At 67.4% G+C, this 22,751-nt stretch carries 28 protein-coding genes; 18 read left to right on the forward strand and 10 right to left on the reverse strand.

Annotated features, from left to right (window positions below; genetic code table 11):
• Positions 1-66: 66 nt before the first annotated feature.
• Entirely contained in the window at positions 67-1,014 is a 948-nt protein-coding gene (locus FB600_RS32400; protein WP_145757992.1) for a GlxA family transcriptional regulator, read from the forward strand.
• A 127-nt stretch (positions 1,015-1,141) separates the two neighbouring features.
• On the opposite strand, the gene FB600_RS32405 is transcribed toward FB600_RS32400, so the two are convergent.
• Complete coding sequence (locus FB600_RS32405; RefSeq protein WP_145757991.1) at positions 1,142-1,537, reverse strand: tautomerase family protein; 396 nt, start codon at positions 1,535-1,537, stop codon at positions 1,142-1,144.
• A gap of 467 nt (positions 1,538-2,004) precedes the next feature.
• On the opposite strand from FB600_RS32405, the gene FB600_RS32410 reads away from it, so the two are divergent.
• Positions 2,005-2,892, forward strand: a complete 888-nt coding sequence (locus tag FB600_RS32410; RefSeq protein ID WP_105820346.1) for a LysR substrate-binding domain-containing protein — start codon at positions 2,005-2,007, stop codon at positions 2,890-2,892.
• Between the two features lie 57 nt (positions 2,893-2,949).
• Here the strand turns inward: FB600_RS32410 and FB600_RS32415 are convergent, their stop codons facing one another.
• On the reverse strand, positions 2,950-3,651 hold the full coding sequence (locus tag FB600_RS32415) for an SDR family NAD(P)-dependent oxidoreductase (protein ID WP_096751915.1): 702 nt from the start codon (positions 3,649-3,651) through the stop codon (positions 2,950-2,952).
• 294 nt (positions 3,652-3,945) lie between these two features.
• On the opposite strand from FB600_RS32415, the gene FB600_RS32420 reads away from it, so the two are divergent.
• Both FB600_RS32420 and FB600_RS32425 read left to right on the forward strand, forming a co-directional pair.
• Positions 3,946-4,578, forward strand: coding sequence for a glutathione S-transferase family protein (locus FB600_RS32420; RefSeq protein ID WP_096751916.1), 633 nt, complete (start codon positions 3,946-3,948; stop codon positions 4,576-4,578).
• Positions 4,575-5,210 (forward strand): cupin domain-containing protein, encoded by a 636-nt coding sequence (locus FB600_RS32425; protein ID WP_096751917.1) that lies wholly within the window; start codon positions 4,575-4,577, stop codon positions 5,208-5,210. Before FB600_RS32420 ends, FB600_RS32425 begins: the two co-directional genes overlap by 4 nt.
• Here FB600_RS32425 and FB600_RS32430 read toward each other — a convergent pair.
• Positions 5,201-6,106: a LysR family transcriptional regulator gene (locus FB600_RS32430; RefSeq protein ID WP_145757990.1), complete on the reverse strand. Its 906-nt coding sequence runs from the start codon at positions 6,104-6,106 to the stop codon at positions 5,201-5,203. The genes FB600_RS32425 and FB600_RS32430 overlap by 10 nt on opposite strands.
• 254 nt (positions 6,107-6,360) lie before the next feature.
• On the opposite strand from FB600_RS32430, the gene lepB reads away from it, so the two are divergent.
• The 3 genes from lepB to FB600_RS32445 are packed head-to-tail and all read left to right on the forward strand — an operon-like array spanning position 6,361 to position 8,290.
• Positions 6,361-7,047 carry a signal peptidase I gene (gene lepB, locus FB600_RS32435; protein WP_145757989.1) on the forward strand — a complete coding sequence of 229 codons (687 nt, stop codon included), beginning with the start codon at positions 6,361-6,363 and terminating at the stop codon, positions 7,045-7,047.
• Entirely contained in the window at positions 7,031-7,690 is a 660-nt protein-coding gene (locus FB600_RS32440; protein ID WP_046575121.1) for a hypothetical protein, read from the forward strand. The genes lepB and FB600_RS32440 overlap by 17 nt, the downstream gene beginning before the upstream one ends.
• Positions 7,691-8,290: a GNAT family N-acetyltransferase gene (locus tag FB600_RS32445; protein WP_164467627.1), complete on the forward strand. Its 600-nt coding sequence runs from the start codon at positions 7,691-7,693 to the stop codon at positions 8,288-8,290.
• On the opposite strand, the gene FB600_RS32450 is transcribed toward FB600_RS32445, so the two are convergent.
• Positions 8,229-9,233, reverse strand: coding sequence for a LysR family transcriptional regulator (locus tag FB600_RS32450; protein ID WP_096751919.1), 1,005 nt, complete (start codon positions 9,231-9,233; stop codon positions 8,229-8,231). The two genes, FB600_RS32445 and FB600_RS32450, sit on opposite strands and share 62 nt — an antisense overlap.
• Before the next feature lie 129 nt (positions 9,234-9,362).
• Here FB600_RS32450 and FB600_RS32455 point away from each other — a divergent pair, with 129 nt between their 5' ends.
• Genes FB600_RS32455 through FB600_RS32465 form a run of 3 tightly spaced genes read left to right on the forward strand, consistent with a single transcriptional unit; the run spans position 9,363 to position 12,050 of the window.
• Entirely contained in the window at positions 9,363-10,751 is a 1,389-nt protein-coding gene (locus FB600_RS32455) for an MFS transporter (RefSeq protein ID WP_145757988.1), read from the forward strand.
• Positions 10,752-10,806: 55 nt separating this feature from the next.
• On the forward strand, positions 10,807-11,268 hold the full coding sequence (locus FB600_RS32460; RefSeq protein WP_096751921.1) for a YaiI/YqxD family protein: 462 nt from the start codon (positions 10,807-10,809) through the stop codon (positions 11,266-11,268).
• The gene (locus FB600_RS32465) at positions 11,268-12,050 is read left to right on the forward strand and encodes an AAA family ATPase (RefSeq protein ID WP_186024157.1); all 783 of its coding nucleotides are present in this window, start codon (positions 11,268-11,270) and stop codon (positions 12,048-12,050) included. Before FB600_RS32460 ends, FB600_RS32465 begins: the two co-directional genes overlap by 1 nt.
• 25 nt (positions 12,051-12,075) lie before the next feature.
• Here the strand turns inward: FB600_RS32465 and FB600_RS32470 are convergent, their stop codons facing one another.
• A complete protein-coding gene (locus FB600_RS32470; protein WP_145757986.1) occupies positions 12,076-12,837 on the reverse strand; it encodes a hypothetical protein in 762 nt (253 codons plus the stop codon).
• A gap of 196 nt (positions 12,838-13,033) precedes the next feature.
• Between FB600_RS32470 and FB600_RS32475 the strand changes: the two genes are divergently transcribed.
• The 5 genes from FB600_RS32475 to FB600_RS32495 are packed head-to-tail and all read left to right on the forward strand — an operon-like array spanning position 13,034 to position 15,610.
• Positions 13,034-13,450 carry a PAAR domain-containing protein gene (locus FB600_RS32475; RefSeq protein ID WP_145757985.1) on the forward strand — a complete coding sequence of 139 codons (417 nt, stop codon included), beginning with the start codon at positions 13,034-13,036 and terminating at the stop codon, positions 13,448-13,450.
• The gene (locus FB600_RS32480) at positions 13,399-13,956 is read left to right on the forward strand and encodes a DUF4123 domain-containing protein (protein WP_145757984.1); all 558 of its coding nucleotides are present in this window, start codon (positions 13,399-13,401) and stop codon (positions 13,954-13,956) included. Before FB600_RS32475 ends, FB600_RS32480 begins: the two co-directional genes overlap by 52 nt.
• Positions 13,940-14,398 carry a hypothetical protein gene (locus tag FB600_RS32485; RefSeq protein ID WP_096751925.1) on the forward strand — a complete coding sequence of 153 codons (459 nt, stop codon included), beginning with the start codon at positions 13,940-13,942 and terminating at the stop codon, positions 14,396-14,398. The genes FB600_RS32480 and FB600_RS32485 overlap by 17 nt, the downstream gene beginning before the upstream one ends.
• Positions 14,304-14,885: a restriction endonuclease fold toxin 5 domain-containing protein gene (locus FB600_RS32490; protein ID WP_036057107.1), complete on the forward strand. Its 582-nt coding sequence runs from the start codon at positions 14,304-14,306 to the stop codon at positions 14,883-14,885. The genes FB600_RS32485 and FB600_RS32490 overlap by 95 nt, the downstream gene beginning before the upstream one ends.
• Before the next feature lie 8 nt (positions 14,886-14,893).
• The gene (locus FB600_RS32495) at positions 14,894-15,610 is read left to right on the forward strand and encodes an immunity 52 family protein (RefSeq protein ID WP_145757983.1); all 717 of its coding nucleotides are present in this window, start codon (positions 14,894-14,896) and stop codon (positions 15,608-15,610) included.
• 35 nt (positions 15,611-15,645) lie between these two features.
• Here FB600_RS32495 and FB600_RS32500 read toward each other — a convergent pair whose 3' ends face one another.
• Positions 15,646-16,128, reverse strand: a complete 483-nt coding sequence (locus tag FB600_RS32500; protein WP_036055378.1) for a GNAT family N-acetyltransferase — start codon at positions 16,126-16,128, stop codon at positions 15,646-15,648.
• A gap of 67 nt (positions 16,129-16,195) precedes the next feature.
• Entirely contained in the window at positions 16,196-17,107 is a 912-nt protein-coding gene (locus FB600_RS32505) for an AraC family transcriptional regulator (protein ID WP_227742693.1), read from the reverse strand.
• Positions 17,108-17,261: 154 nt separating this feature from the next.
• Between FB600_RS32505 and FB600_RS32510 the strand changes: the two genes are divergently transcribed.
• The gene (locus FB600_RS32510; RefSeq protein ID WP_096751928.1) at positions 17,262-18,095 is read left to right on the forward strand and encodes an oxidoreductase; all 834 of its coding nucleotides are present in this window, start codon (positions 17,262-17,264) and stop codon (positions 18,093-18,095) included.
• A gap of 38 nt (positions 18,096-18,133) precedes the next feature.
• Here the strand turns inward: FB600_RS32510 and FB600_RS32515 are convergent, their stop codons facing one another.
• Together FB600_RS32515 and ampC are read right to left on the reverse strand one after the other, a co-directional pair.
• Positions 18,134-18,502: a cupin domain-containing protein gene (locus FB600_RS32515; protein WP_233632135.1), complete on the reverse strand. Its 369-nt coding sequence runs from the start codon at positions 18,500-18,502 to the stop codon at positions 18,134-18,136.
• 44 nt (positions 18,503-18,546) lie between these two features.
• A complete protein-coding gene (gene ampC / locus FB600_RS32520) occupies positions 18,547-19,713 on the reverse strand; it encodes a class C beta-lactamase (protein ID WP_373422057.1) in 1,167 nt (388 codons plus the stop codon).
• A gap of 131 nt (positions 19,714-19,844) precedes the next feature.
• Between ampC and gcvA the strand changes: the two genes are divergently transcribed.
• The gene (gene gcvA / locus FB600_RS32525) at positions 19,845-20,726 is read left to right on the forward strand and encodes a LysR family transcriptional regulator (RefSeq protein WP_098182225.1); all 882 of its coding nucleotides are present in this window, start codon (positions 19,845-19,847) and stop codon (positions 20,724-20,726) included.
• Positions 20,727-20,747: 21 nt separating this feature from the next.
• Here the strand turns inward: gcvA and FB600_RS32530 are convergent, their stop codons facing one another.
• A complete protein-coding gene (locus FB600_RS32530; RefSeq protein WP_145757981.1) occupies positions 20,748-21,635 on the reverse strand; it encodes an NAD(P)H-binding protein in 888 nt (295 codons plus the stop codon).
• A 175-nt stretch (positions 21,636-21,810) separates the two neighbouring features.
• Here FB600_RS32530 and FB600_RS32535 point away from each other — a divergent pair, with 175 nt between their 5' ends.
• Entirely contained in the window at positions 21,811-22,689 is an 879-nt protein-coding gene (locus FB600_RS32535; protein WP_098183254.1) for a helix-turn-helix domain-containing protein, read from the forward strand.
• The last annotated feature ends 62 nt before the right edge of the window (positions 22,690-22,751 follow it).

Below are 22,751 nucleotides of genomic sequence, written 5' to 3' on the forward strand. Positions count from 1 at the left end.
CCCCGCTCGATCATGTCCGCATCGTGCTAGATTCAATCAATCCGGACATTCGCCCTGCCAAACCCCATGCATTCCGTCGGTCTCGTCGTCTACCCCAATTTCCAGTCGCTGGCGCTCGCCGTGGCCAGCGTGTTCGAGTACGCGAACCTGCTGCACGGCGACGAGGTCTATCGCTTCCGCATCGTCTCGGAGCACGGCGGCCTGGTGGCGTCCTCGCAGGGTTTCTCGGTGCAGAGCGAGCCGCTCGCCGAGGCGGGCTACGACACGCTGATCGTCGCCGGCGACAACGAATGCCGGCTTCCCTCGGCCGCGCTGCTCGACTACACGCGCCGCGCGCCGCAGCACTCGCGGCGGGTGGCCTCGATCTGTACGGGCGCCTTCGTGCTGGCCGAAGCCGGCCTGCTGGAAGGCAAGCGCGTGACCACGCACTGGCTCCATGCACGCAACTTCAAGAAGCAGTATCCAGGGGTCCAGCTCGACGAGGACCGCATCTTCGTGGTGGACGGGCAGATCTGGACCTCGGCCGGCATGAGCGCGGGCGTCGATCTCGCGCTCGCCATCGTGGAGAGCGATCTCGGCCTGGAAACCGCGCGCGGCGTGGCCCGCAAGCTGGTGCTGTACCAGCGGCGCGGCGGCGGGCAATCGCAGTTCTCGGCCCTGCTCGAACTGGATGCGCGATCCGATCGGGTCCAGATTGCGCTTGCCTATGCGCAGGAAAACCTCGCCGCCGATTTGTCCGTGGAGCGGCTGGCGGAAGCCGCCCACTTGAGCCCGCGCCAGTTCAGCCGCGTGTTCCGCGAGGAAACCGGCCAATCGCCCGCCAAGGCGGTCGAGCGGCTGCGCGTGGAGGCCGCGCGCCTGATGATGGAAACCACCCGCCATCCGATCGAGGTCATCGCGCGCGAAACCGGCTTCGGTGATCGGGAGCGGATGCGCCAGGCCTTCCTGCGCGCCTTCGGCCAGGCACCGCAGACCATCCAGCGAGCCGCGGGCAACGCGCCGCTCACGGCTTGAATGCCGCCCAACTGATCGTGGCCGGCATGAGTTTCTCGGCGGTCGACCTCAGCGAGGTGCCGACTGGGCGCCGGGACTGCCGTTAGGCAACGTCACACGCCGTGGCTGACCTCGCGAATCCGCCGGCTCACTGCTCGCCGGGCGTCCAATCGGGGCTGTAGCCGCCGAGCGCCGGGTGGTACATCTCGTCGCCGGAATGTTGGGTGAACTCGACATTGAGCCGGTCCTCGCGCAGGCCGAGGATGTCGATGCAATGCGCGCACAGCGCCTTGGCCACCGCCATGCGCTGCTCCGGCGGCCGGCCCTTGCGGATGTCGAGCATCATCACGGCCACCGGCACGGGCGCCTCGCCGGCCTCGGCGATGCGCCAGACGCCGCCGGCCCCCAGTTCGCGGATCGCCACGCTGATGCGCCGGATATCCACCTCCATCATGCGGGCATAGGTCTGGCTCATCTCGGCGGCGAGCCGCTGCTTCTGCTCCACCGAATATGCGTCGTTCACGTCGAGTTGCAGATAGGGCATGGGTTCGAGCCTCCAGAAAAAGATGTCGCTGCGGCACGGCGCCGGCGCCAGCATCCGATTCTCGCATCTGACCCGGCACGTCCTCCATGTCGGATTCGCAAGGATTCGAGACATGCCGCGCCGCCCATGCACGCCCCGGCGCGCGATCGAACGGGGCCAGGCGGGCGGCTCGGATGCGTCCCAGGCGGATGACGGTCGCGTCTGAAAATCGCGGCGCGAATCCTCGCGCCAGCCACCTCGATCGACCCTTGATCGACCCGCGAGAGCCTCTCTGACAGCCCGCGCCGCAAGCCCGCCGCCGATGCACGTCCACCCCGCGAAGCCGCCACGGCGCGACGCCGCGAGGCTCGGATTTACACTGCCTGCCGTCGCTCCCGCTTTTCTGCCATAAAGCTCCGCCAGCCCGTGTTTTCCGGCGCGAACATCGCCCGGACGGGCCGGCGAGAGACGACAGAAAGGAATGAATCATGCGGCGGATGCCTTCGCTGATTGCCCTGCGTTTTTTTGAGGAGACCGCCCGTCATCTGAGCTTCAACCGCGCCGCCACCTCGCTGTGCGTCACCCAGGGCGCCGTGAGCCGGCAGATCCGCCTGCTGGAGGACAGCGTCGGCGCGCGCCTATTCGAGCGCGACCACAAGGGCGTCAAGCTGACCGCCGCCGGCATGCTGCTGCTGCCCTTCATCGAGCAGGCCTTCGACACCATCGAGCGCGGCGTGCTCGAGATCACCGCCGTGCAGCCCGGGCGCAAGCGCCGGCTGACCGTCTCGGTGCCCCCCACCTTCGCCACCCAATGGTTCTCGCCGCGCCTGGGCACGCTGTTCGAGACGCTGCCCGAGGTCGACCTGTCGATCCGCACCGAGCCCGGCGACGATTGCCATTGCCATATCCGCTTCGGCCGCGCGGCGCGCGCCGACATGCTCTCGGAGCGGCTGATGATGGAGCGCCACGCGCTGGTGGGCGCGCCGCGCTACGCAGGGCTGCCGCTCGATTCGCTGTTCGGCCGGGTGCCCTCGCTGCACGTGCTGCACGAGGGCAAGCGCCTCACGCTGTGGGCCGACTGGTGCGCCCAGGCCGGCGTGCCGGTGGCGCGGATCGGCGACGGCATCGAATTCTCCACGCTCGAACAGGCGATCCACGCGGCGCGCAAGGGCGCCGGGCTGGCGGTGGTCGACCTGGGCATGATCGAGGAGGAGATCGCCGAGGGCAGCCTGGTGCCGCTCTCGCCGGTCGAGGCGATCGGCCCTTACGGCTACTGGCTCGACATCGCGCCCGAGCGGCTCGACGACGAGCACGTCGCGGCCTTCGTCGCCTGGCTGCGCGGGCAGGCGGCAGTCAGCCAGGCCGCCCAGGCCTGACCAGCGCGCGGCGCGAGCCGCCGCGTCGCCTCCGCCATCGCGCCATCCCGCCCGAGTTCAGAACTTCTCGGTCCAGGGCCGCACCTCGATCTCCCAGGACCAGGCGCTGCGATGCTGGCGCAGCAGGTCCGCGTAGACGCGCGCGATCGCGTCGGGGTCGAGCGTGCTGTCGGGCGAATCAGCCGGATCGGGGCGCTGTTCCGAGCGCACCATGCCGTCCACCACGATATGCGCGACGTGGATGCCCTTGGGCGTCAACTCGCGCGCCGCGCTCTGCGCCAGCCCGCGCAGCGCGAACTTGCCCATCGCGAACGGCGCCGACAGCGCGAAGCCCTTCACCCCGGCGGTGGCGCCGGTCAGCAGGATCGCGCCCTTGCCGGCCGGCAGCATGCGCCGCGCCGCCTGCTGCACGGCATGGAAGGCGCCCAGCGCCGAGACGGCCAGCGCCTGCTCCACCTGGGCCGCGTCGAGTTCGGCGATCGGCCCTCGCAGGCGCCCGCTGGCGTTGTAGACGACGATTTCGGGCGCGCCGATGCGCGCCTCGGCCTGCTCGAACAGCCGTTCGACCTGGGCCGCGTCGCTGGCGTCGACCGGCAGCGCGATCGCGCCGGTTTCGGCGGCCAGCGGCGCGAGCCGCTCGGGATGCCGCGAGGCGATCGCGACCTGCAGGCCGGCCTCGCGCAGCAGCCGCGCCAGCGAGGCGCTGATGCCGGGGCCCGTGCCGATGATGAGGGCATTGCGATAGGGGATGTCGCTCATGGTGTCACCGTGGATGGCGTGTCGAGGGCGCCGGCGCGATCGGAACGCATCGCTGGCTCGCCCGCCTGGGCGGCGCCGCCTGCCGGCCGTCCGCCGAGCATAGTGGATCGCGCCGCCGGCTGCAGGCGGTCCCGCCGGCCGGGCCGCGCCCGGCGGCGGCCAGGCGGCATTGTTCGCGAATCGCGGATACTCAGTCGCCCTCCGGCTCGTTTATTGGGCCCCGGACCCTGTCGAGAATGGCTTCAACGGTCGAGCGACCGCCAGACCATCCAGCCAACCGATCAAGGACATCCCATGCAACTGCACAGCTTCCATCTTTCCGGCCATTCGCACCGCGTCCGCCTGTTCCTTTCGCTGCTCGGCGTCGAGCACGAGGTCCACGAGGTCGACCTGCGCCAGTGCCAGCAGAAATCGCCCGACTACCTGCGCATCAACCCGCTCGGCCAGGTGCCGGCGCTGGTCGACGGCGAGCAGGTGATCGTCGATTCGACCGCGATCCTGGTCTATCTGGCGCGCAAGCACGGCCCGTCCTGGCTGCCCGCGGACGCGACCGGCGCGGCACGCGTGCAGCGCTGGCTGTCGGCGGCTTCGGGCGAGGTGGCGCACGGCCTCGCGGCGGCCCGCGCGATCCAGTTGTTCAAGCTGCCGCGCGATCCCGCCGAGGCGATCGCCAAGGGCGAGGCCTTCCTGGCCACGCTCGACCGGGAACTGGCAGGCAGCGACTGGCTCGCCGGCAACGCGCCGACCATCGCCGATGTCGCGATCTACGCCTACGTGGCGCGTGCCGGCGAAGGCAAGGTGGATCGTTCGAACTGCCGGAACGTGACGCGCTGGCTGGAGCGGGTCGAGGCGCTGCCGGGCTTCGTGCCCTTCGTGCGCTCGCCGATCGGCTTCGACGCACCGACGTCGGATCAGGAGGCGGTATGAACACGGGCTTGATCGAACGCGCGCGCATCGAACTCGATGCCGCGCCGGGAAAGGAAGGGGCGATCGTCCAGTTGAGCGAGGCGAGCGCCACGCGCAGCAGCAGCGTGGTCGATCTCGCGCCTTCGCAGCGCCTCGAACTCGACGGCGGCTCGCGACACGACCTCTACCTGCTGCGCGGCAGCGCCGATCTGTCTGGCGAGCCGCTCGCCAGGGACGATTTCGTTACGCACGCGGGCGAGGCGCTCACGCTGCGCGCCGGCCCGCAAGGCGCGCGAGTGCTGGTCTATCGCGAAGCCGGCGCCGCGCCCGGCGGCACCGCGATCGAGCGCGCCGCGCAGCGGCAATGGCTCGCGGGCCGCCACGCGCACATGCAGGTGGTGCCGCTGCCGAGCGAGGAACATCGCCTGAGCCTGGTGGCCTGGGAGCCCGGCGCGCGCACGCGCGATCACACGCATCCGCAGGGCGAGGAGATCTTCGTGCTGAGCGGCACGCTGCGCGATGGCGAGCAACGGCTCACGGCCGGCACCTGGATGCGCCTGCATCCCGGCACGCATCACGAGCCCTTCGCCGACGAGCCGGCCGTGATCCTGCTGCGCCATGGCCATCTGCTCACGCAGCCGGATCAGCCCTGAGCGAGATGCGCCTTGAGACGGTCGATCAGCGCGCGGACCTTCGGGGGCGTGTGCCGGCCCGGCGGCAGCAGCGCGTGCATCGCCATCGCCGGGCCGGCCCAATCGGCATGGACACGCACCAGCCGGCCCGCGGCGATGTCGCCATGCACCGTGAAATCGGGCAGCCAGGCCAGCCCGGCGCCTTCGGCCGCGGCGGCGCGGCAGGCGTACATGGTGTCGGCCAGCAGGCCCGGCGCGAAATCGAGCACCAGGGTTTCGCCGCCGGCCTTGCGCAACTGGCAGCGCAAGGGATGCGCCAGCACCGAGAGCCCGACGAAGGGCAGCCCCGCCGCCTCGGCGACGTCGCCCGGCAGGCGATGCCGCGCGAGCCAGGCGGGGCTCGCCACCAGCCACTTTTCACACTTGCCGACGGTCACCGCGCGCAGGCTCGAATCGGCCAGCTCGCCGAGCCGGATCGCCACGTCGACGCCCTCGGCCAGCATGTCGATGAAGCGATCGCCCGACACCATCTCGATGCGCAGCTCCGGATGTGCTTCGCGCATCGCCGCCAGCACCGGCGCGAGCACGATCGCGCTGAACTCGACCGAGGCCGCCACGCGCAAGGTGCCGCGCAGCGTCTCGGCGGCCGGGTTGACGGAGGACACGGCCTCGTCGGCCAGCTCGGCCAGGCGCCGCGCCGCCTCGAAGAAGGAAGCGCCGGCCTCGGTCACGTGGATGCGCCGCGTGGTGCGCGCGATCAGGGTGGTGCCGAGCTCGTCCTCTAGCCGCTGCACGTGCTTGCCGACCGCGGTCTTGCCGATGCCGAGCCGCTCGGCCGCGCGCGTGAGCGAGCCGGTCTCGACCACCGCGATGTAGATCAGGAGTTGCTCGAAGCTCAGCTTGCGTAGATCGGTCATGGCGCGGCGGTCAGTGAGGACGGGCAACGGCGCGCGAGGCGGCGCCGTCTGGGTCGGAGGGAAGCGCGATGGGCCGGATTATATCGGCGCGCGCGCCATGCGAGGCGGCCGGGAACGCGCCGAAGAAGACGCGGGGGAAGGTGCCGAAAAGCACGCCGCGCGGGCCGCCCGCGCCGGGCTCCGCGCCCGCCGGCTGGCGCTTCGGGTATAGTCCGCATACACGAAACACGGGCCGCCCGGCGGCTTACAGCAAGATGCGCACGATTGTCAGGTTGTGGAAAGCCAACAAGGGCTTCATCGCCTTCCTGTTCCTGATGGTGATCTTCCGCAGCGCGGTGGCCGACTGGAACGTGGTGCCCAGCGGCTCGATGCTGCCGACCATCCGGATCGGCGACCGGATCCTGGTCGACAAGATGGCCTACGACATCCGCATCCCCTTCACCCACATTCGCCTCGTGCGGCTGCACGAGCCGCAGCGCGGCGACATCGTCACGATCGACTCGGCGGCGGCGCACGAGCTGCTGGTCAAGCGCCTGATCGGCCTGCCCGGCGACACGGTGGCGATGCACGACAACGTGCTGACCATCAACGGCAAGCGCGCCGACTACCGCCCGATCGGCAGCAACCTGCTGCGCAGCGATGCCGATTCGCCGGGCGAGTACCTGGCCGAGCGGATCGGCGGCGCGCCGCACACGGTGCGCCTCTCGCCCGAGGCGCCGAGCCCGCGCGAATCCTTCGGCCCGATCGTGGTGCCGCCGGGCCAGTACCTGATGCTCGGCGACAATCGCGACAACAGCGCCGACTCGCGCTACTTCGGATTCTTCCCGCGCGACGAGATCATGGGCCGCGCGCGCCGCGTGGCCTTCTCGCTGGACCCGAGCCGCGATTACCTGCCTCGCCTCGATCGCTTCGGCCGCCGCCTCGATGCGCCGCTGGGCTGAAACGCGCCGCCGGCGCGCGGCATGGGCGGGGCTCGCCGCGGCCGCCACGCTGTTCAGCGCGGCGGCCCGGGCCGCCTGCGATACGGCACCCTCGCGCTGCCCCGACAACCCGGAGTTGCCGGCCGCCGTACAGAAGCTGGTCCCCGCCGGCTATGAAGTGCTCGATCACCTGGCCGGCTCGCTGACCGACGCGGGACGCACCGACTACCTGGTGGTGGTGCACCGGATCCCCGATACCGAAGCACGCCCTTCCGCGCGTCCGCTGCTGCTGATCACGCAGGGCGCCGATGGCCGCTACACGCTGGCGGCCCGCAATGATTTCGTGGTGATGCGCGCCGACCAGGGCGGCGTATCGGGCGACCCCTACCTCGATCTGGACGACAACGGCCTCGCGATCAAGAACCGCTATTTCTCGGTCCAAAACGGCGTAGCCGCCGGGCCGAACCACTGGAGCGACAACATCACGTTCCACTACGATGCGGCTCGGCGCGGCTGGCTGTTCCACCAGGAAATCGTCCACAGCAGCGAGCCGAATCCCGATCCCCGCCCCGACGCCGACGCGCTGCTGCCCGACCAGGCCAGCGTGATCAAGGCCGATCGCCAACGGCCCGTGAGCTTCGACGCGTGGCGCCCGAAGCATTGAATGATTGAATCCGCGATGACCGACACGCCCACCCTGAGCGGCCAGCTCGTCGAGCTGCGCCCCCTGGGCTCCGTCGGTGCGGAGCAACTGCTGGCGGCCGCCGCGGACGGCGAACTCTGGAACCTGAAAGTCACCAACGTGCCCGGGCCGGACACGGTCGAGGCCTATCTGGCGAAGGCCTTCGAGGGCGAGCGTGCCGGCACCGTGATGCCGTTCGCGATCGTCCATCGCGAGACCGGCCGCGTGGTGGGCAGCACGCGCTTCTGGAAGATCGACCGCGCCAACCGCAAGCTCGAGATCGGCCATACCTGGCTCGGTGCCTCGATGCAGCGCTCCGGCGCCAACACCGAATGCAAGTATCTGCTGCTGGTGCATGCCTTCGAGGTGCTCGGCTGCGTGCGCGTGCAGTTCACCACCGACGTGCTCAACGAAAAGTCGCGCGCCGCGATCCTGCGCATCGGCGCCACGCAGGAAGGCATCGTGCGCCACGAGCGCATCATGCCGGACGGGCGCAAGCGCGACTCGGTGCGCTTCAGCATCATCGACGACGAGTGGCCCGCGACCCGCGAGCATCTGGCGCGGCTGCTGGCGAAGGCTTGAGGCTCGCGCGCCGATACACCGATTCCAGCGTGGCGATCGCATCGGCGCCGAAGCGCTCGACGATGAAATCGATGAAGCTGCGCAGCTTCGGCGAGATCCGCCGCTCCGGCAGGTAGAGCAGGTTCAGCGCGCGCTCGGGCGCGGGGTGATCGGGCAGCACTTCCACCAGGCGCTTGGCGCGGATATCGTCGCCGACCAGCACGGACGGCAGCATGGCGATCCCCAGCCCGCCCAGCACGGCGCGCCGCAGCGCCTCCGAATTGTCGATCCGCAGCCGGCCCTCGATCGGTACGCGCGACGGCCCGTCAGGCCCGTCCAGCAGCCACTCGGCCTTGGCCGCGTACCATTCCGAGCGCGGCGGATAGGCATAGCTCAGGCATTGATGCGCGGCCAGGTCCGCCGGCGTCGACGGCACGCCGTTCGCCTTCAGGTAGGCCTTCGAGGCACACAGCATCAGCCGGTACGGCGCCAGCGGCCGCGCCACCACATCCTCGCTGCCCGGCGCGCCGACGCGGATCGCCGCCTCGAAGCCGTCGTCGATCAGGTTGGTCAGCGCATCGGTGGCGACCACGTCGAGCCTGACCTCGGGATAACGCGCGTAATAGTCGGCCAGCGAGGGAATCAGGCACTCGTTGCTGAACACCACCGGCGCGGTCACGCGCAGCCGCCCGCGCGGCGTCGCCAGATGGTCGAGCGCGAGGCGTTCCGAATCGTCGACCAGGCCGAGGATCTCGATGCAGCGCTCGTAATAGGCCTGGCCGAACGCGCTGAGCTGCTGCTTGCGCGTGGTGCGATGGAGCAGCCGCGTGCCGAGCCGCGCCTCCAGCGCCTGCAGGTGGTTGCCGACCATGGTCGGCGACAGGTCGCAGGCGAGCGCGGCCGCGCTGAGGCTGCCGCTCTCGACCACGCGCACGAAGACGGTCATCGCTTTGAGTAGGTCCATTGCGCAATATTAGTGGATTCTCTTGCAAGGATTGGCCTGTTTATCCAGTTTTTCTTAGGGAATACAGTGGGAGCCAAACCTCGTGGATCAACCGATCCGACCTGGCACGCTCACCCTGGACTCCGTCTCATGCCCGCTTCCCCGCATCGCTCGCCGCGCCTGGCGCTGCTCGCCACCAGCCTCGGTTTCGTCATCGTCTGCATCGATGTCACGGTGGTGAACGTCGCGCTGGCTCGCCTGCGCGACGCCCTGTCGATCGACGCGGCCGGGCTCGAATGGATCGTCAACGCCTATACGCTGGCCTTCGCGAGCCTGCTGCTCAGCGCCGGCGCGCTGGCCGACCGCTTCGGCGCGCGCCGCGTGTTCGTGGCCGGCTTCGCCGTGTTCACCTGCGCCTCGATCGGCTGCGGGGTGGCCGACGGGCCGGCCCTGCTGATCGCCTCGCGCGTGCTGCAGGGCGTGGGCGCCGCGCTGTGCGTGCCGCCCTCGCTGGCCCTGCTAGGCGCGGCCTTCCCCGACGCGCGGGCACGCGCCCGCGCCGTCAGCATCTGGGCCGGCACGGCGGCGCTCGCGCTCGGCGCGGGCCCGCTGGTGGGCGGCCTGCTGGTCGATCGTTTCGGATGGCCAAGCATCTTCCTGATCAACGTGCCGGTCGGCATCGTCGGGATCTGGCTGACGCTGGCGCATGCCCCGGAAACGCCGCGCCACGCGGCGCGGCGGCTGGATCTTGCAGGGCAGGCGCTGGCGATCGTCGCGCTGGCGGCGCTGACCTACGCGGTGATCGCCGCGGGCCGCGCGGGCTGGGGCAGCGCGCAGGTGCCGGGGAGCTTCGCGCTCGCGCTGCTGGCCGCGCTCGCATTCGTGACGGTGGAACGGCGTCATCGGCAGCCGCTCCTGCCGATGACGCTGTTCCGGGTTCCCGTCGTCAACGTCAGCGCCCTGACGGGCCTGTCGCTGAACTTCGGCTATTACGGCCTGATGTTCGCGATGAGCCTGTACTTCCAGAACGTGCGCCACGACACGCCGCTGCAGGCCGGGCTGGCGTTCCTGCCGATGACGGCCCTGGTGGCGGTCGCCAACATCGTGTCCGGCTCGCTGACCGCGCGCTTCGGATATCGCCTGCCGATGCTCGCCGGCCAGATGCTGGCCGCGGCCGGTTATCTGGCGCTGATGCTGCTGCATCGCGACAGCGGCACGCTCGCGGTGTCGCTGCCGTTGCTGGCGGTCGGCGTCGGCGTCGCGCTGGCGGTGCCGTCGATCAATACGGCCTTGCTGGCCCATGTCGAGCCGACCACGATCGGCATCGCCTCGGGCTTGCTGAATACCGCGCGCCAGGTTGGCGGCGTGTTGGGCGTGGGGCTGTTCGGGGCGCTGGCGGGGGCCGCCTCGCGCGACATGGTCGGCGGGCTGCACGCGGCCGTTGCGATGGCCGCCGCGGCGAGCCTGGCGAGCGTCGCGCTCGGCCTGTTCGGGCTGAAGACGACGGCACGGCCGGCGGTCTGCACCGAATCGGCCTGAGGCCGGGGCCGCGCTCGCAGTAAACTGGCGGTTTTCCTCCCTTCGGAATCCTGTCATGCAGATGCTCGTCGACGCCGACGCCTGCCCGGTCGTCGTCAAGGAGATGCTGTTTCGTGCCGCGCAGCGCCTCGAAATCAGCCTCACCCTGGTCGCCAACCAGTTCCTGCGCACGCCGCCCTCGCGCTTCATCAAGGCCCTGCAGGTGCCGGCCGGCTTCGACGTGGCCGACCAGCGCATCGTCGAGCTGGCCGAGGCCGGCGACCTGATCATCACGGCCGACATTCCGCTGGCCGCCGCCGCGCTCGACAAGGACGCGCAGGTGCTCGACCCGCGCGGCAACTGGTTCAGCCGCGAGAACATCCAGGAGCGCCTGACCATGCGCGACGTGATGGACCAGTTGCGCAGCTCGGGCGTCGAGACGGGCGGGCCGCCGCCCTATTCCGCGCAGGACAGCAAGGCCTTCGCGCGGCAACTGGATCGCTTCCTGGCCAAGCATGGACCGGGGGCGAAGCCGTGATCCTCTCCTCCCGGTTCGTCTCGCGCATCGACCTGAAACCGGACCCGGACAACGATACCTCCCGGTATCCCTTCAATCTTCCGGCCGTGCGCTCGCTCGATGCATTGGAACTGCACCCGAAGATCACTTACTTCGTCGGGGAGAACGGCTCGGGGAAATCGACCCTGCTCGAGGCCCTGGCCGTTTCACTCGGCTACAACGCGGAAGGGGGTAGCCAGTCGCTGCACTTCCAGACGCGCGACACGCACTCGCCCCTGCACGAGCGCCTTCGGGTCTCCAAGGGGCTCCGCCGCCCGCGAACCGGCTACTTCCTGCGTGCCGAGAGCTTCTACAACGTGGCCAGCACGCTCGACGAAATGGAGGAGGACCCCTACACGGCAGGCGTGCTGGCTTCGTATGGCGGCCGCTCCCTGCACATGCAGTCGCATGGCGAATCGTTCCTCGCCCTGGTGATGCAGCGTTTCGGCCCCGAAGGGCTATACCTGCTCGACGAACCGGAGGCGGCGCTTTCCCCGCAACGGCAGCTGACCCTGCTCGCGCGCCTGCACCAATTGATCGAGGAGAAATCGCAGTTCGTCATCGCGACACACTCGCCGATCCTGATGGCGTATCCCGATGCCTGGATCTATGCCTTCGGCGAGGACGGCATCCGGCGCGTTGCCTACGAGGAGACGGAGCACTACCAGGTCACGCGCGACTTCCTGGCGAATCCCCGGCGCATGCTCGACATCCTGATGAGCGATCCCGACGACGCGCAGCACACGAGCGACGAGACGCCATAGCGGCGGCATCCGTGCACGGCGATGGTCAGGGCTCGACAGGCACCTCGCGGTCGTCGCCCATGCCGTGATAACCGCCCTCGAAGATGATGGTCACGTGGCGCGGATTGTCCGCGGCATAGACGTTGGAATAGATCGACGTCGCCACCGTGCCCGCGCCGCATTCCAGCTTCAGTTCCTTGTCCGTCCGTCCGCTTCGGAGATTGACGAGGCGCAGGCGCGCCATCGACAAGGGGCACGCGCTGGACGATTCGTAGATCCCCAGCAGCAGGTGCTTGCCGGTGTGATGCCACATCGGGATCTCGACCGTGCCCGATACGCTCGGCGTTTTGTCGGAACGGGTGTCGTCGAGCGTACCGACCTGGTGCAGCGTGATCGGCAGCACGTGCTTGCCGTCGCGCCACTCGCCGGCGGCGCCGTTGTCACTCGGCTTCAGCGAAATCGGGCAAGGGACGGGATGCGCCGGTGAGGCTACCGGGACCTTGGGAGAATCGCCGAAGGATGCCGGTGCCACGGCTTCGCATAACTGCATGCTGCCGTCGGCCTGGCGCTTGCCTTGCAAGGGGATGGGGAGGCGATGGGCGTCGTAGTAGTAGCTGCCGTCGACCTGCGATCGACGAGGCTCGTCGTGGTTCAGTTCGGCATAGGTCTGCAGCGATAGATGGATCGGCAGGCTGCCGATCGTGCCGGTGTAGTTCCGGACTTCGTACCAGCCGCCGGCGTGGGCGGTGGACGCGGCCAGCGAGGCTGCGCAGAGGATGGCGTGGAGGAGATGGCGGAAGGGTTTCATCGGCTATCCGTGATTACGCACGATCGGGCGTCATGTGGATTGTCGGTGATTTGAGCGGCAGAGTGAAACGATTCATCATGATCGACCGGTGCCCACTTCCGAAATAAGAGATGCACCGAGCATGATCGCCGACAGATTCTCTCCGGGGTGATGGAGGTACATTCCGTACCCGAGCACCGAGCAAAGGGAGGATCAATTGGCTAGACGAGCGATCATTTGCGCTGGCGACACGACAACGCATGGCGGCTGCGTCCTCGAGGGCGAGCCGTCCGTGACCATCCAGGGAAAACCTGTCGCCGGCGTCGGACACAAGGTAAGTTGTCCGCAATGCCAAGGTGTTTTCCCGATACTTCCGATACCACGCCGATATCCCCACGGAATCCACGGGCGAGATACCGCCGTCGAGGGAATGCGAACCGCATGCGGCGCCGTCCTCATTGCCTCGCAGTCGACCAATACGATCGACGATGACGGCGAGGCTGACGCGTACATCGATGGGCACGACAACATCGTTGCCGCTGCGACAGCCTTCCCGTCTTCGCCTCCGACGCTGTGCCGTGCATGCACGACGACAGCGGCAAGGAACGCGATGACGATGATCGTCCGGGGTTGATCATGTCACCGAGCATCGAAGCCTATTTCGCCGGGCGCCGGCCACATACGGTGCCAGCGCGACTGTATGCGCTGTTCGACGGCGTGCTCTATCAAGACCGGAACGGCACTGTCCCTGACAGAACGGCGGCGTGCCTCGCCTTGCTCGACGATACGCCCGACGAATCGGTGGCCAATGCCGGCCCTTGGCTGGTCGATTGCGAAGCGACATCCATGTTGGTGAACACAGCGCTTTCGTCCTTGGCGGCCAGTTCGTTTGGCGTGTCCTGGTTGATCAGCGCGTATCCGATGACGGCATTGGCGGATCATCTTCGGGAGAATCTGGATGTCGAGTTGCCCGATGGTCAGCTTGCGCTGCTTCGTTTCCATGACGCTCGGCTCATGCCATCGATTGCCTCGGTGATGACTCCCGTGCAGCGACTTGCATTCTTCGTGACGGTATTCGACTGGCTCGTTGAATGCGACGGCCATCTGATCGAGATAGCACGCAATGCTCACCCTATCTAGCGAGCAGTTCGCGGCAATGGCACGTATCGATGCGAAAAATTACATCGAACGCATCCGGCATGCACTCGTCACGGAAAACGCTCCGTTGGCTGCGGACCACACGCTGTCAGACCGGCTATGGCGCGCGTATATCGCGGCGCAGGAAATCGGCATCTCGACGGATGAAAACGTCGCGGCATTCCTTCGCCTCGAGGCGTTTTCACCTGGCTTCTATCAAAGACTGGCGACGCGACGCTGGCTGAAGCGGCCGGGCCGCCATCCAGACGAGCGTTTTCATGACTACCTGCGCGTAATCAGGTGGCACGTCAATCATCCCGACTATCTCAGAGGAAATCACAATGGCCGGAATGGCAGTACCTCTCATCGAAGGCGCCGCAATGGAATTTGGGCCGCTCTTGATGCGTATTGGCGCGGCGCTGTTGGGCGGAGCAGGAACCGCTAGCCTGTCCGGCGACGCAACGGACGACGATATCGAGGCAAGGGCATCGGCACATGCTGTCCCGCGCACGGCAGAGCGTTGCGAACGCTGTCCACCCGAGTCCGGCTTGGCTGTCAAACGCTTCCACTCGATGAACGCGGCACCGCGCGAATACCAGGCGCGCGTTACCGGACGGCCTTATAGCGTCGCCGAAGGCTGGAGCGAGGAGTGGGCGTGGCTGAATATCGACTTCGACGGCTTCGTGCCGGGTCGATGCTTGTTGCAGGAAGCGAAGGGCAACTACGATCAGTTTCTCGATGGCTCTATCCCTGCAGCCTATAAATTCTTCAAGGGATTCGAATCGATGGAGGCGGCAGCGGAGAAACAGGCCAGCCTTGTTCGCGCCAAGCCGCCAACCCGCCTGATGTGGTATTTCCAGACACCTCTCGCACAGAGTCGCATGATGCTCACCTTGCGGCACCTTGGCATACCGTCAATCGTCCACCCTTGAGGCAGCCCATGAACATCATCGCCAGCTTTCGCGATCCGTCACTCCTGGCAGACGACTTCGCGGGCATGCTTGCGCGAATTTCACCTATCGCCGCAAAACTTGCCACCTACGACGCATCCCTTCGCGCAGAGAACTGGCGCCTGAAAGGAGACACGCTGCAAGAAGCGATGCTCTACCAGGTCTACGACGCCAATGGCGAGGCGACACCCGCTGCCCTGGCGGTGCTTCGCGAGGCATTTCGCGGTGAGCACGCCTTCACCTATGCCGCCTTATGGGATGGAAACAGGGATGCCAGCAAGGGCGCCTCGATTTCCTGCCACATAGCCGACAAAACCATTCCCGATAGGCTGTCGATCACTATTCGCGGGCCAGCGTGGCAAGACTATCGGGCGGTTGCGGATCTCGTCGCGAAAATCGTCGAGGTTTTCGGGCCGCTGCTCGTCGACGTGTCCGATGAGAAATACGGACTCAAGCAAGTTTTCGACGACAAACCCGGCGTCGGCTGGATGCTCTACTTGCCGCACCGAATCACCACGCAACAGGTTCCCGAAGCAAGGGCACTCATCCCCGTCCCATCCGCCGGCCGCAAGCAAACCGGCACGATCATCGTCAGCGTCGTGGACGAAGCGTTCTCAGCCGACAATCCCGAGCATGTCGAGATCGCGAACCGCATCGAGATTCGACTCGTCGACCACGACCTGCTGCCGACTTATCTCAGCTTATAAGCGCTCTCACCGCGCCCCGATCGACGACGCAAACCTCACGCCGACACAGCCAACGCGCGAATCTCATCCCCCTCGAGCCGATATCGAACCCACTCGCTTTGCGGTTTGGCGCCGAGCGCCTTGTAGAAAACGATAGCCGGCTCGTTCCAGTCCAGCACGCTCCATTCGAAGCGCCCGCAGCCCTTCTCGATCGCAATCCCCGCGAGATGCTGCAGCATCCGCTTGCCGGCGCCATGGCCACGCGCGTCGGGCGAAATATACAGATCCTCCAGGTATAGCCCCGCCTTGGCCTGCCAAGTCGAATACGAGAAGAAATACACGGCGAAGCCGATCGCCTTGCCATCGAGCTCGCAGATCAACGCCTTCGCGGGCGATTGCGGACCGAACAGCGATGTCTCGATGCTCTCGACAGTCGCCTCGACCTTGTCTTGCGCCTTTTCATAAATGGCGAGTTCGGTGATGAAGCGCAGGATGAGTGCCGCGTCGTCGACGCGGGCGGTTCGGATATTCAGCGACATGAGATCGGGTTCCAGACAGGCAATGAAGTCACAAGCCAAGGATGGTAGTCGATACCGACGCGTCGACTCAATGCGACGACACATAAACCGCGCCCTCGAACGGCTCGGGGACCGCGAAGCTCTCGCGCATCCGTCGCGTTTCGGCAGCCGGCGTGGCACCGAACAGCCGTTTGAACTCGCGGCTGAACTGGGAAGCACTCGTGTAGCCCACCGCGTGCCCCGCCGCTTCGGCGGTCAGGTCCTGGCGCACCATCAGCAGGCGCGCCTGGTGCAGGCGCGTGGACTTCAGGTACTGCATCGGAGAAACCTGCGTGATCGCCTTGAAGTGGCTGTGAAAACTCGGCGTGCTCATGCCGGCCTCGCCAGCCAGTTGCGCGACGTCCAGCGGCTGCGCATAAGCGGCGTGGATCAGGCGCAGCGAGCGCCCGATCCGGCCGAACTGCCCGCGCATCGCCAGCGCCTCGCGCATCGACGCGCCTTGCGCCCCCGTCAGCACCCGGAAATACAGCTCGCGCAACAGGCCCGGCCCCAGCACCGCCGCTTCGAGCGGACGATGCATCGCCTCCAGGAAGCGCAGCACGGAAGCCTGCATGGCATCGTCCATCGGCGTCGACATCATGCTCTGCGGAGCGCGCACCGGCTCGGCCGTGCCTTCGCGATCGATCTGCGCCGCCAGTTCGGCGGCCACCGTGAAATCGAGGTGCAGGTAGAGCGCGAGCAAGGGGCGCTCCGGCGTCGCCTCGGTTTCCATGCTGAACGGCACCGGCACGGACACGGCCAGGTAATGCTGCTCGTCATACAGATACAACTGCTCGCCGAAGTAACCGCGCTTGCGCCCCTGGCAGACGATCACGATGCCCGGGTCGTACAGCACCGGCGTGCGTGACAGCGCCCGGTTCGAACGCAGGATGCGCACGCTCGGCAGGGCGGTGAGGTTGTAGCCCTCGTCGGGAGCCAGGTCCCGCAGCAAGGCAATCATGCGTCTGCGGTCGCGGGCGGAAAGCTCCGTATGCTCAGCTGGGTTGCGCGTCATGATCATAGTTTTAGGCAATAAAAATAGCGGAATCCGGCTTATCCGTCGCCACTTGCCAGACTAGTATGCATGCTCCTATCGACATTCGGGAGTCCCTTCGATGACATCCAGCAAAATTCTGCTCATCACCGGCGTCAGCAGCGGATTCGGCCGCGCGCTCGCGCGGGAAGCCCTGGCGGCGGGCCACACGGTGGTCGGCACGGTCAGGAGCGACGAGGCCAGACGCGATTTCGAGTCGCTGTCGCCGGGCGCCGCCGTCGCGCGCGTGCTCGACGTGACCGACTTCGACGCCATCGATGGCGTCGTCGCCGAGATCGAGGCGCAGGTCGGCCCGATCGACGTGCTGGTCAACAACGCCGGCTATGGACATGAAGGCGTGATGGAGGAATCGCCGCTGTCGGACCTGCGCCGGCAGTTCGACGTGAACGTGTTCGGCGCGGTGGCGATGATGAAGGCGGTGCTGCCCTTCATGCGCGAGCGCCGCCATGGCCACATCGTGAACATCACCTCGATGGGCGGCCATATCACCATGCCGGGCATTACCTACTACTGCGGCAGCAAGTTCGCGCTGGAGGGCATTTCCGAGGCGCTCGGCAAGGAAGTGCGCGCCTTGGGCATCGCCGTGACCGCCGTCGCGCCGGGCTCGTTCCGCACCGACTGGGCCGGCCGTTCGATGTCGCGCACGCCGCGCTCGATCGCCGACTACGACGCGATCTTCGATCCGATCCGCCAGGCGCGCGAGGAAAAGAGCGGCAAGCAGCTGGGTGATCCGGTCAAGGCCGCGCGCGCGATGCTGGTGGCGATCGACGCCGAGCAGCCGCCGGCGCATCTGCTGCTGGGCAGCGATGCGCTCGGCTTGGTGCGAGGCAAGCTGGCGGCGATGGAAGAGGAAATCGATGCCTGGGAAGGCGTGACGGTCTCGACCGATGGTTGAAGACAACCGAGGCGCGCGAACCATCGCGCGCTTCGCCTTCAATCCAGCGCCGGGAGATTGAAGGGCTTGCCCGGCGTATGCACCCAGGCCGCGACGACCTTTGCTCCTGTCGGGCCGGCCGTCGTCACGTGCACGACATCGGCCGGCAGTTGGAAGGTTTCGCCGGCGCGCAATCGCCTGGGCGGCTGCCCATCGACACGCACCGTCACCTCGCCCTCGAGCACGTAGCAGAGCTCCGGTCCGCTCGCCTTGTGACGCGGCTTGCTCGCGTTGGGCGGGAACACGGCCACGCCCATTCCCATCTCGCGATCGGTGTCCGGCACGGGAACGCGTTGCAGGACGACCGTTTCCCGGGCCTCGGGAGGCGCCGCGTCGGCCGCCTGCAACATCACCAGCGCCGCGAGCATCGACACGCCGTGGCGGATGTGCCTCGTCGTTGCGCTTCGCATGATCACTGCCCGGCGCCATCGAGCGCGGTCAGGATCCGGTACGCGGCGGCAACGCGGTCCTCGATCGGATAGCTGCGATTCGCGAGGATCACGATGCCCATCCGCTTGGCGGGCACGAATGCGACGTAGCTCGAGAAGCCGTTGGTGGAGCCCGTCTTGTTGATCCAGACATCATCCCGCGGCGCCTCGGGCGGACGGATTTCCGTCACCTTCATGCCCTTGAAGAGCATCGCCGGGCCGTTGCCGATCAGCAGCGTCTTCAGCGCGACCGGATAGGGATACTGCTCCCAGATCAGGTCCTGCGTCATGGGCCCGGCCTGGAAGTAGCCGGTATGCGTCTGCGTCACCGCGCGTTGCAGCGACGCTTCGAGCGGGATCAGCTTCATGTTGCCCTGCATGAAGTGCAGCAGGTCGCCGGCCGTCGACTTGACGCCATAGGCCTCCCGTCCCACCACCTCCATCTTCATGCGGATCGGCTTGCCCGCCGCCGTATAACCTTGCGCGTAGTCGGCCTCGCGCGCGGCCGGCACGTCGATGAAGGTGTTCTTCAGGCCCAGGCCCGGAAACAGCCGCCCTTCCATCAGGCTGGTGGAATCCTGCTGCAGGCGGTTCGCGGTCAGGATACCCAGGGTCCCGATGCTGATGTTCGAGTAGGTGCGAAAGGTGCCCGGTGCATGAGCGGCATGCCAGTGCTTCAGGTAGCTGATCAGTTCGGCTTCGTCGTGGACGTCGTCAGGCACCTGGAGAGGCAGGCCGCCCACCGTATGCGCGCCGAGATCGAGCAGGCGCACCTTGCCGAAATCGCTGCCGCGCAGCGGCGGCAGATAGGTTTCCACCTTGTCGCTGAGCGACAGTTGCTTGTCGACCTCGGCCAGCGATGCCAGCGTGGCCGTGAAGGTCTTGGATACCGAGCCGAGCTCGAACAGCGTCGCATTCGTGACCGGCCGTCCGCTTTCCTTCGACGCCACGCCGTAGTTGAAGACGTGTGCCTTGCCGTCCACCACCACGCCCACCGCCATGCCCGGGATCTGCTTCTCCGTCATAAGCGGACGTATGGTCTCGTCCACCACGGCCTGGACGCGATCGGCGGCCGCGAAGGCCGTGTCGGCGATACCGAGCATCGCGCCCGCGGCGCAGAACAGAACCGCCTGGGTCATGGCGGGCATCATCTTGCTGAACTTCATCGTGTGGCATCCTTATCGAAAGCTGGGCCTGGAGAGCCGCCACTATCGCGGTTTCGGGGCCGGGCGACAAACGATGATAAATTGCCCATTGCCCTAGAAAAACTTATGACACCATCATGCGCCCCAATTTGCCCCTGAACGCGCTGCGCGCCTTCGAATCCTCGTCGCGGCACCTGAGCTTCACGCGCGCCGCGCAGGAGCTGAACGTCACCCAGGCCGCCGTCAGCCAGCAGGTTCGCGCGCTGGAGGAACGACTCGGCGTCAGCCTGTTCAAGCGCCTGCCGCGCGGGCTGGCGGTAACCGACGAAGGGCTCGCGCTGCGCCCCGTGCTCAGCGATGCCTTCGACCGCATCGAATCCGTGCTGCGGCAGTTCGAGGGTGGACACTTCCACGAGGTGCTGACGGTGGGGGCCGTGGGCACCTTCGCGGTGGGATGGCTGATGCCTCGGCTCCGGTCCTTCCACGCGCTGCATCCCTTCGTCGAACTGCGCCTGATGACGAACAACAACCTGGTCGACCTGGCCGCCGAAGGCCTCGATTGCGCGATCCGCTTCGGCGACGGCAACTGGCCCGGCACGCGCGCGCAGAAGCTGTTCGACGCGCCGCTCTCGCTGCTGTGCGCGCCGGATATCGCGCAGCGCCTGCGGGTGCCCGCCGATCTCGTCGGGGAAACGCTGCTGCGCTCCTATCGCGCCGACGACTGGATGAACTGGTTCGCGAAGGCGGGGCTCGCGCCGATGCCGGCGCGAGGTGCCGTGTTCGACTCGTCTCGGTTGATGGTCGAGGCGGCAACGCAAGGCGCCGGCGTGGCGCTCGCGCCCGCCTCGATGTTCGCGCGAGACCTCGCCACGGGGCGCCTGGTGCGGCCGTTCGATATCGAGGTGCAGGCGGGCAGCTACTGGCTCATCCAGCAGAAGGGGAAGCCGGCCACGCCCGCCATGCAGTTGTTCAACCAGTGGATCGTGAAGCAGGCCGAGGAGGAAGGCTCGGCCGCATGAGGCCAAGCCGAAATGCCAGCGTCATCGCCCATTGGCCGAAGCCACCATCGCGGCGACCGCCGAGTCCAGCGACGTGGCGCCGAATGCGCGCTCGCCGGCATCCGCCTCGACGTCGATGCGTCCCGCGTTGTGCGCATCGAACAGGTCGATGATCAGTTGCGCATGCTGCTCGCTCGCACCGCCCTCGGCGAGGACCGAGGCCCACTGATCCCGAGGCAGCGCGAGCGCCTTGACGGGACGGCCGCCGGCCGTCACGATCGACTGCGCGACATCGTTCGCGGTGATGCGTGCCGGCCCCTCGACGCTCACGATGCGCGTTGCCGCGGCGCTCGGCCCATCGCGCAGGAGACGCGCCGAAACCACGCCGACATCGCCCGCCGAGATGGTCGGGAAGCGCTTGTCGACGGGATCGTGGAAACTCGGCAGCACGCCGCTCGACAAGGCCACCGGCAACACGCGCGCCCAGTTCTGCATATGCTCCGCCGAGCGCAACAGCGTGAGCTTCGGCGACACATCGCGCAAGGCCGCTTCCAGATGATGGAACAGCTTCGTGATGCCGGTATCGGCGTCGAGCTCGGCGCCGTAATCGGACAAGGCCAGCACGTGCAGATGGCGATGCGCGGCCAGCACGCGCGCGGTGACGTCGATGGTCTTGCGCATCGTGTCGGCTGGATGCGCATCGTCCCGTGGCAGCGGAACCAGCACCTGAACGGCTTGCGCGCCGTCCAGCGCACGATCGAGCGCTACCGGATCGTGCAGATCGGCGAACACCACCTCGCAGCCGATGCTCGCCAGCGCGGCACCTTGCACCGCATCGCGCACCACGGCCCGCACCGGCAGCGATGCCTGCCGCAATGCCGTCGCCGTGGTTTGTCCGACCTTTCCCGCCGCGCCAAGGATCACGTACATCGTTCGACTCCTGTTTCATTGGGGAGGAATCGAGCGTATCGCGGCATCACGGGCGATTCGCGCAGGAACGGATGGTGATCAGCAGGAATGGATGACGGCCGCCCGGCGCGGCGGCAGGCGCGCCGCCGGGGATCGATGCATAATGCGCGAAACCGTGGCTGCCGAGGTGCGAACCGTGAATGCGATCAACCCTGCCGAGAGATTCCAGGCCGGTACGCGCGAGCGCCTGCTGTCGAGCGACCGGCTCGGCTGGTCGGGCTTCGGCGCCGAGCTGGTCGGCATCGGCGCGGGCGTGCATCGCGTGCCGGCGGCGGCCGAGCATCGCGTCGGCATGCATATCGGCGCGCCGGTGACCGCGCATTGCCGCTGCGACGGCCGCCGGTCGTCGCGTATCCAGAGCCAGGGCGACGTCGACGTGATTCCGGCCGGCCTCGACGGCCAATGGGCCGACGATGCAAGCTGCACGATCCTGCGGATCGCCTTCACCGAGGAATTCGCGCAACGCACGCTGTCGCGGCTCGATCGACGCGGCGCCGTCGCGCGAATCACGCCGCGTCTTCAGTGGCGCGATCCGCGTCTCCAGCATCTCGCGTGGGCCTTGCGCGCGGAACTCGAAGCGCCGCACGCATCCGACGCGCTTTATGCGGAAAGCCTGGGCGTGGCGATGATCATCCGGCTCGCGGATGGGGATGACGACTCAGCTTCGCGATCGACCAAGCCAGCCTTGAACCGAAGCGCGGCGATGCGCGTGGTCGACTATATCGATGCGCATCTCGACCGGAGCCTGGCGCTCGCCGAGCTGGCCGAGGTCGCGGGGCTCAGCGTGCCGCATTTCAAGTTGCTGTTCAGGCGGACGTTCGGGACGCCGGTGCATCAGTTTGTGGTGGAGAAGCGCGTCGAACGCGCGAAGCGGCTGCTCCTGCAGGGTGGACTGCCGGTCAGCCAGGTCGCGCTCGATTGCGGCTTCGCGCATGCGAGCCATATGGCGCACTGGATGAAGCGCATGCTGGGGGTGACGCCGAGGGAGGTAGAACAAAGCGAGCGGAGGACATAACACTGCGGCACCGGTACCGTGGCTTCGCTGCAACTCGCGCACTCCGTCCCGCATCCCGGTAG

This window comes from Burkholderia sp. SJZ089 (assembly GCF_007828315.1).
Taxonomy (GTDB): domain Bacteria; phylum Pseudomonadota; class Gammaproteobacteria; order Burkholderiales; family Burkholderiaceae; genus Burkholderia; species Burkholderia gladioli.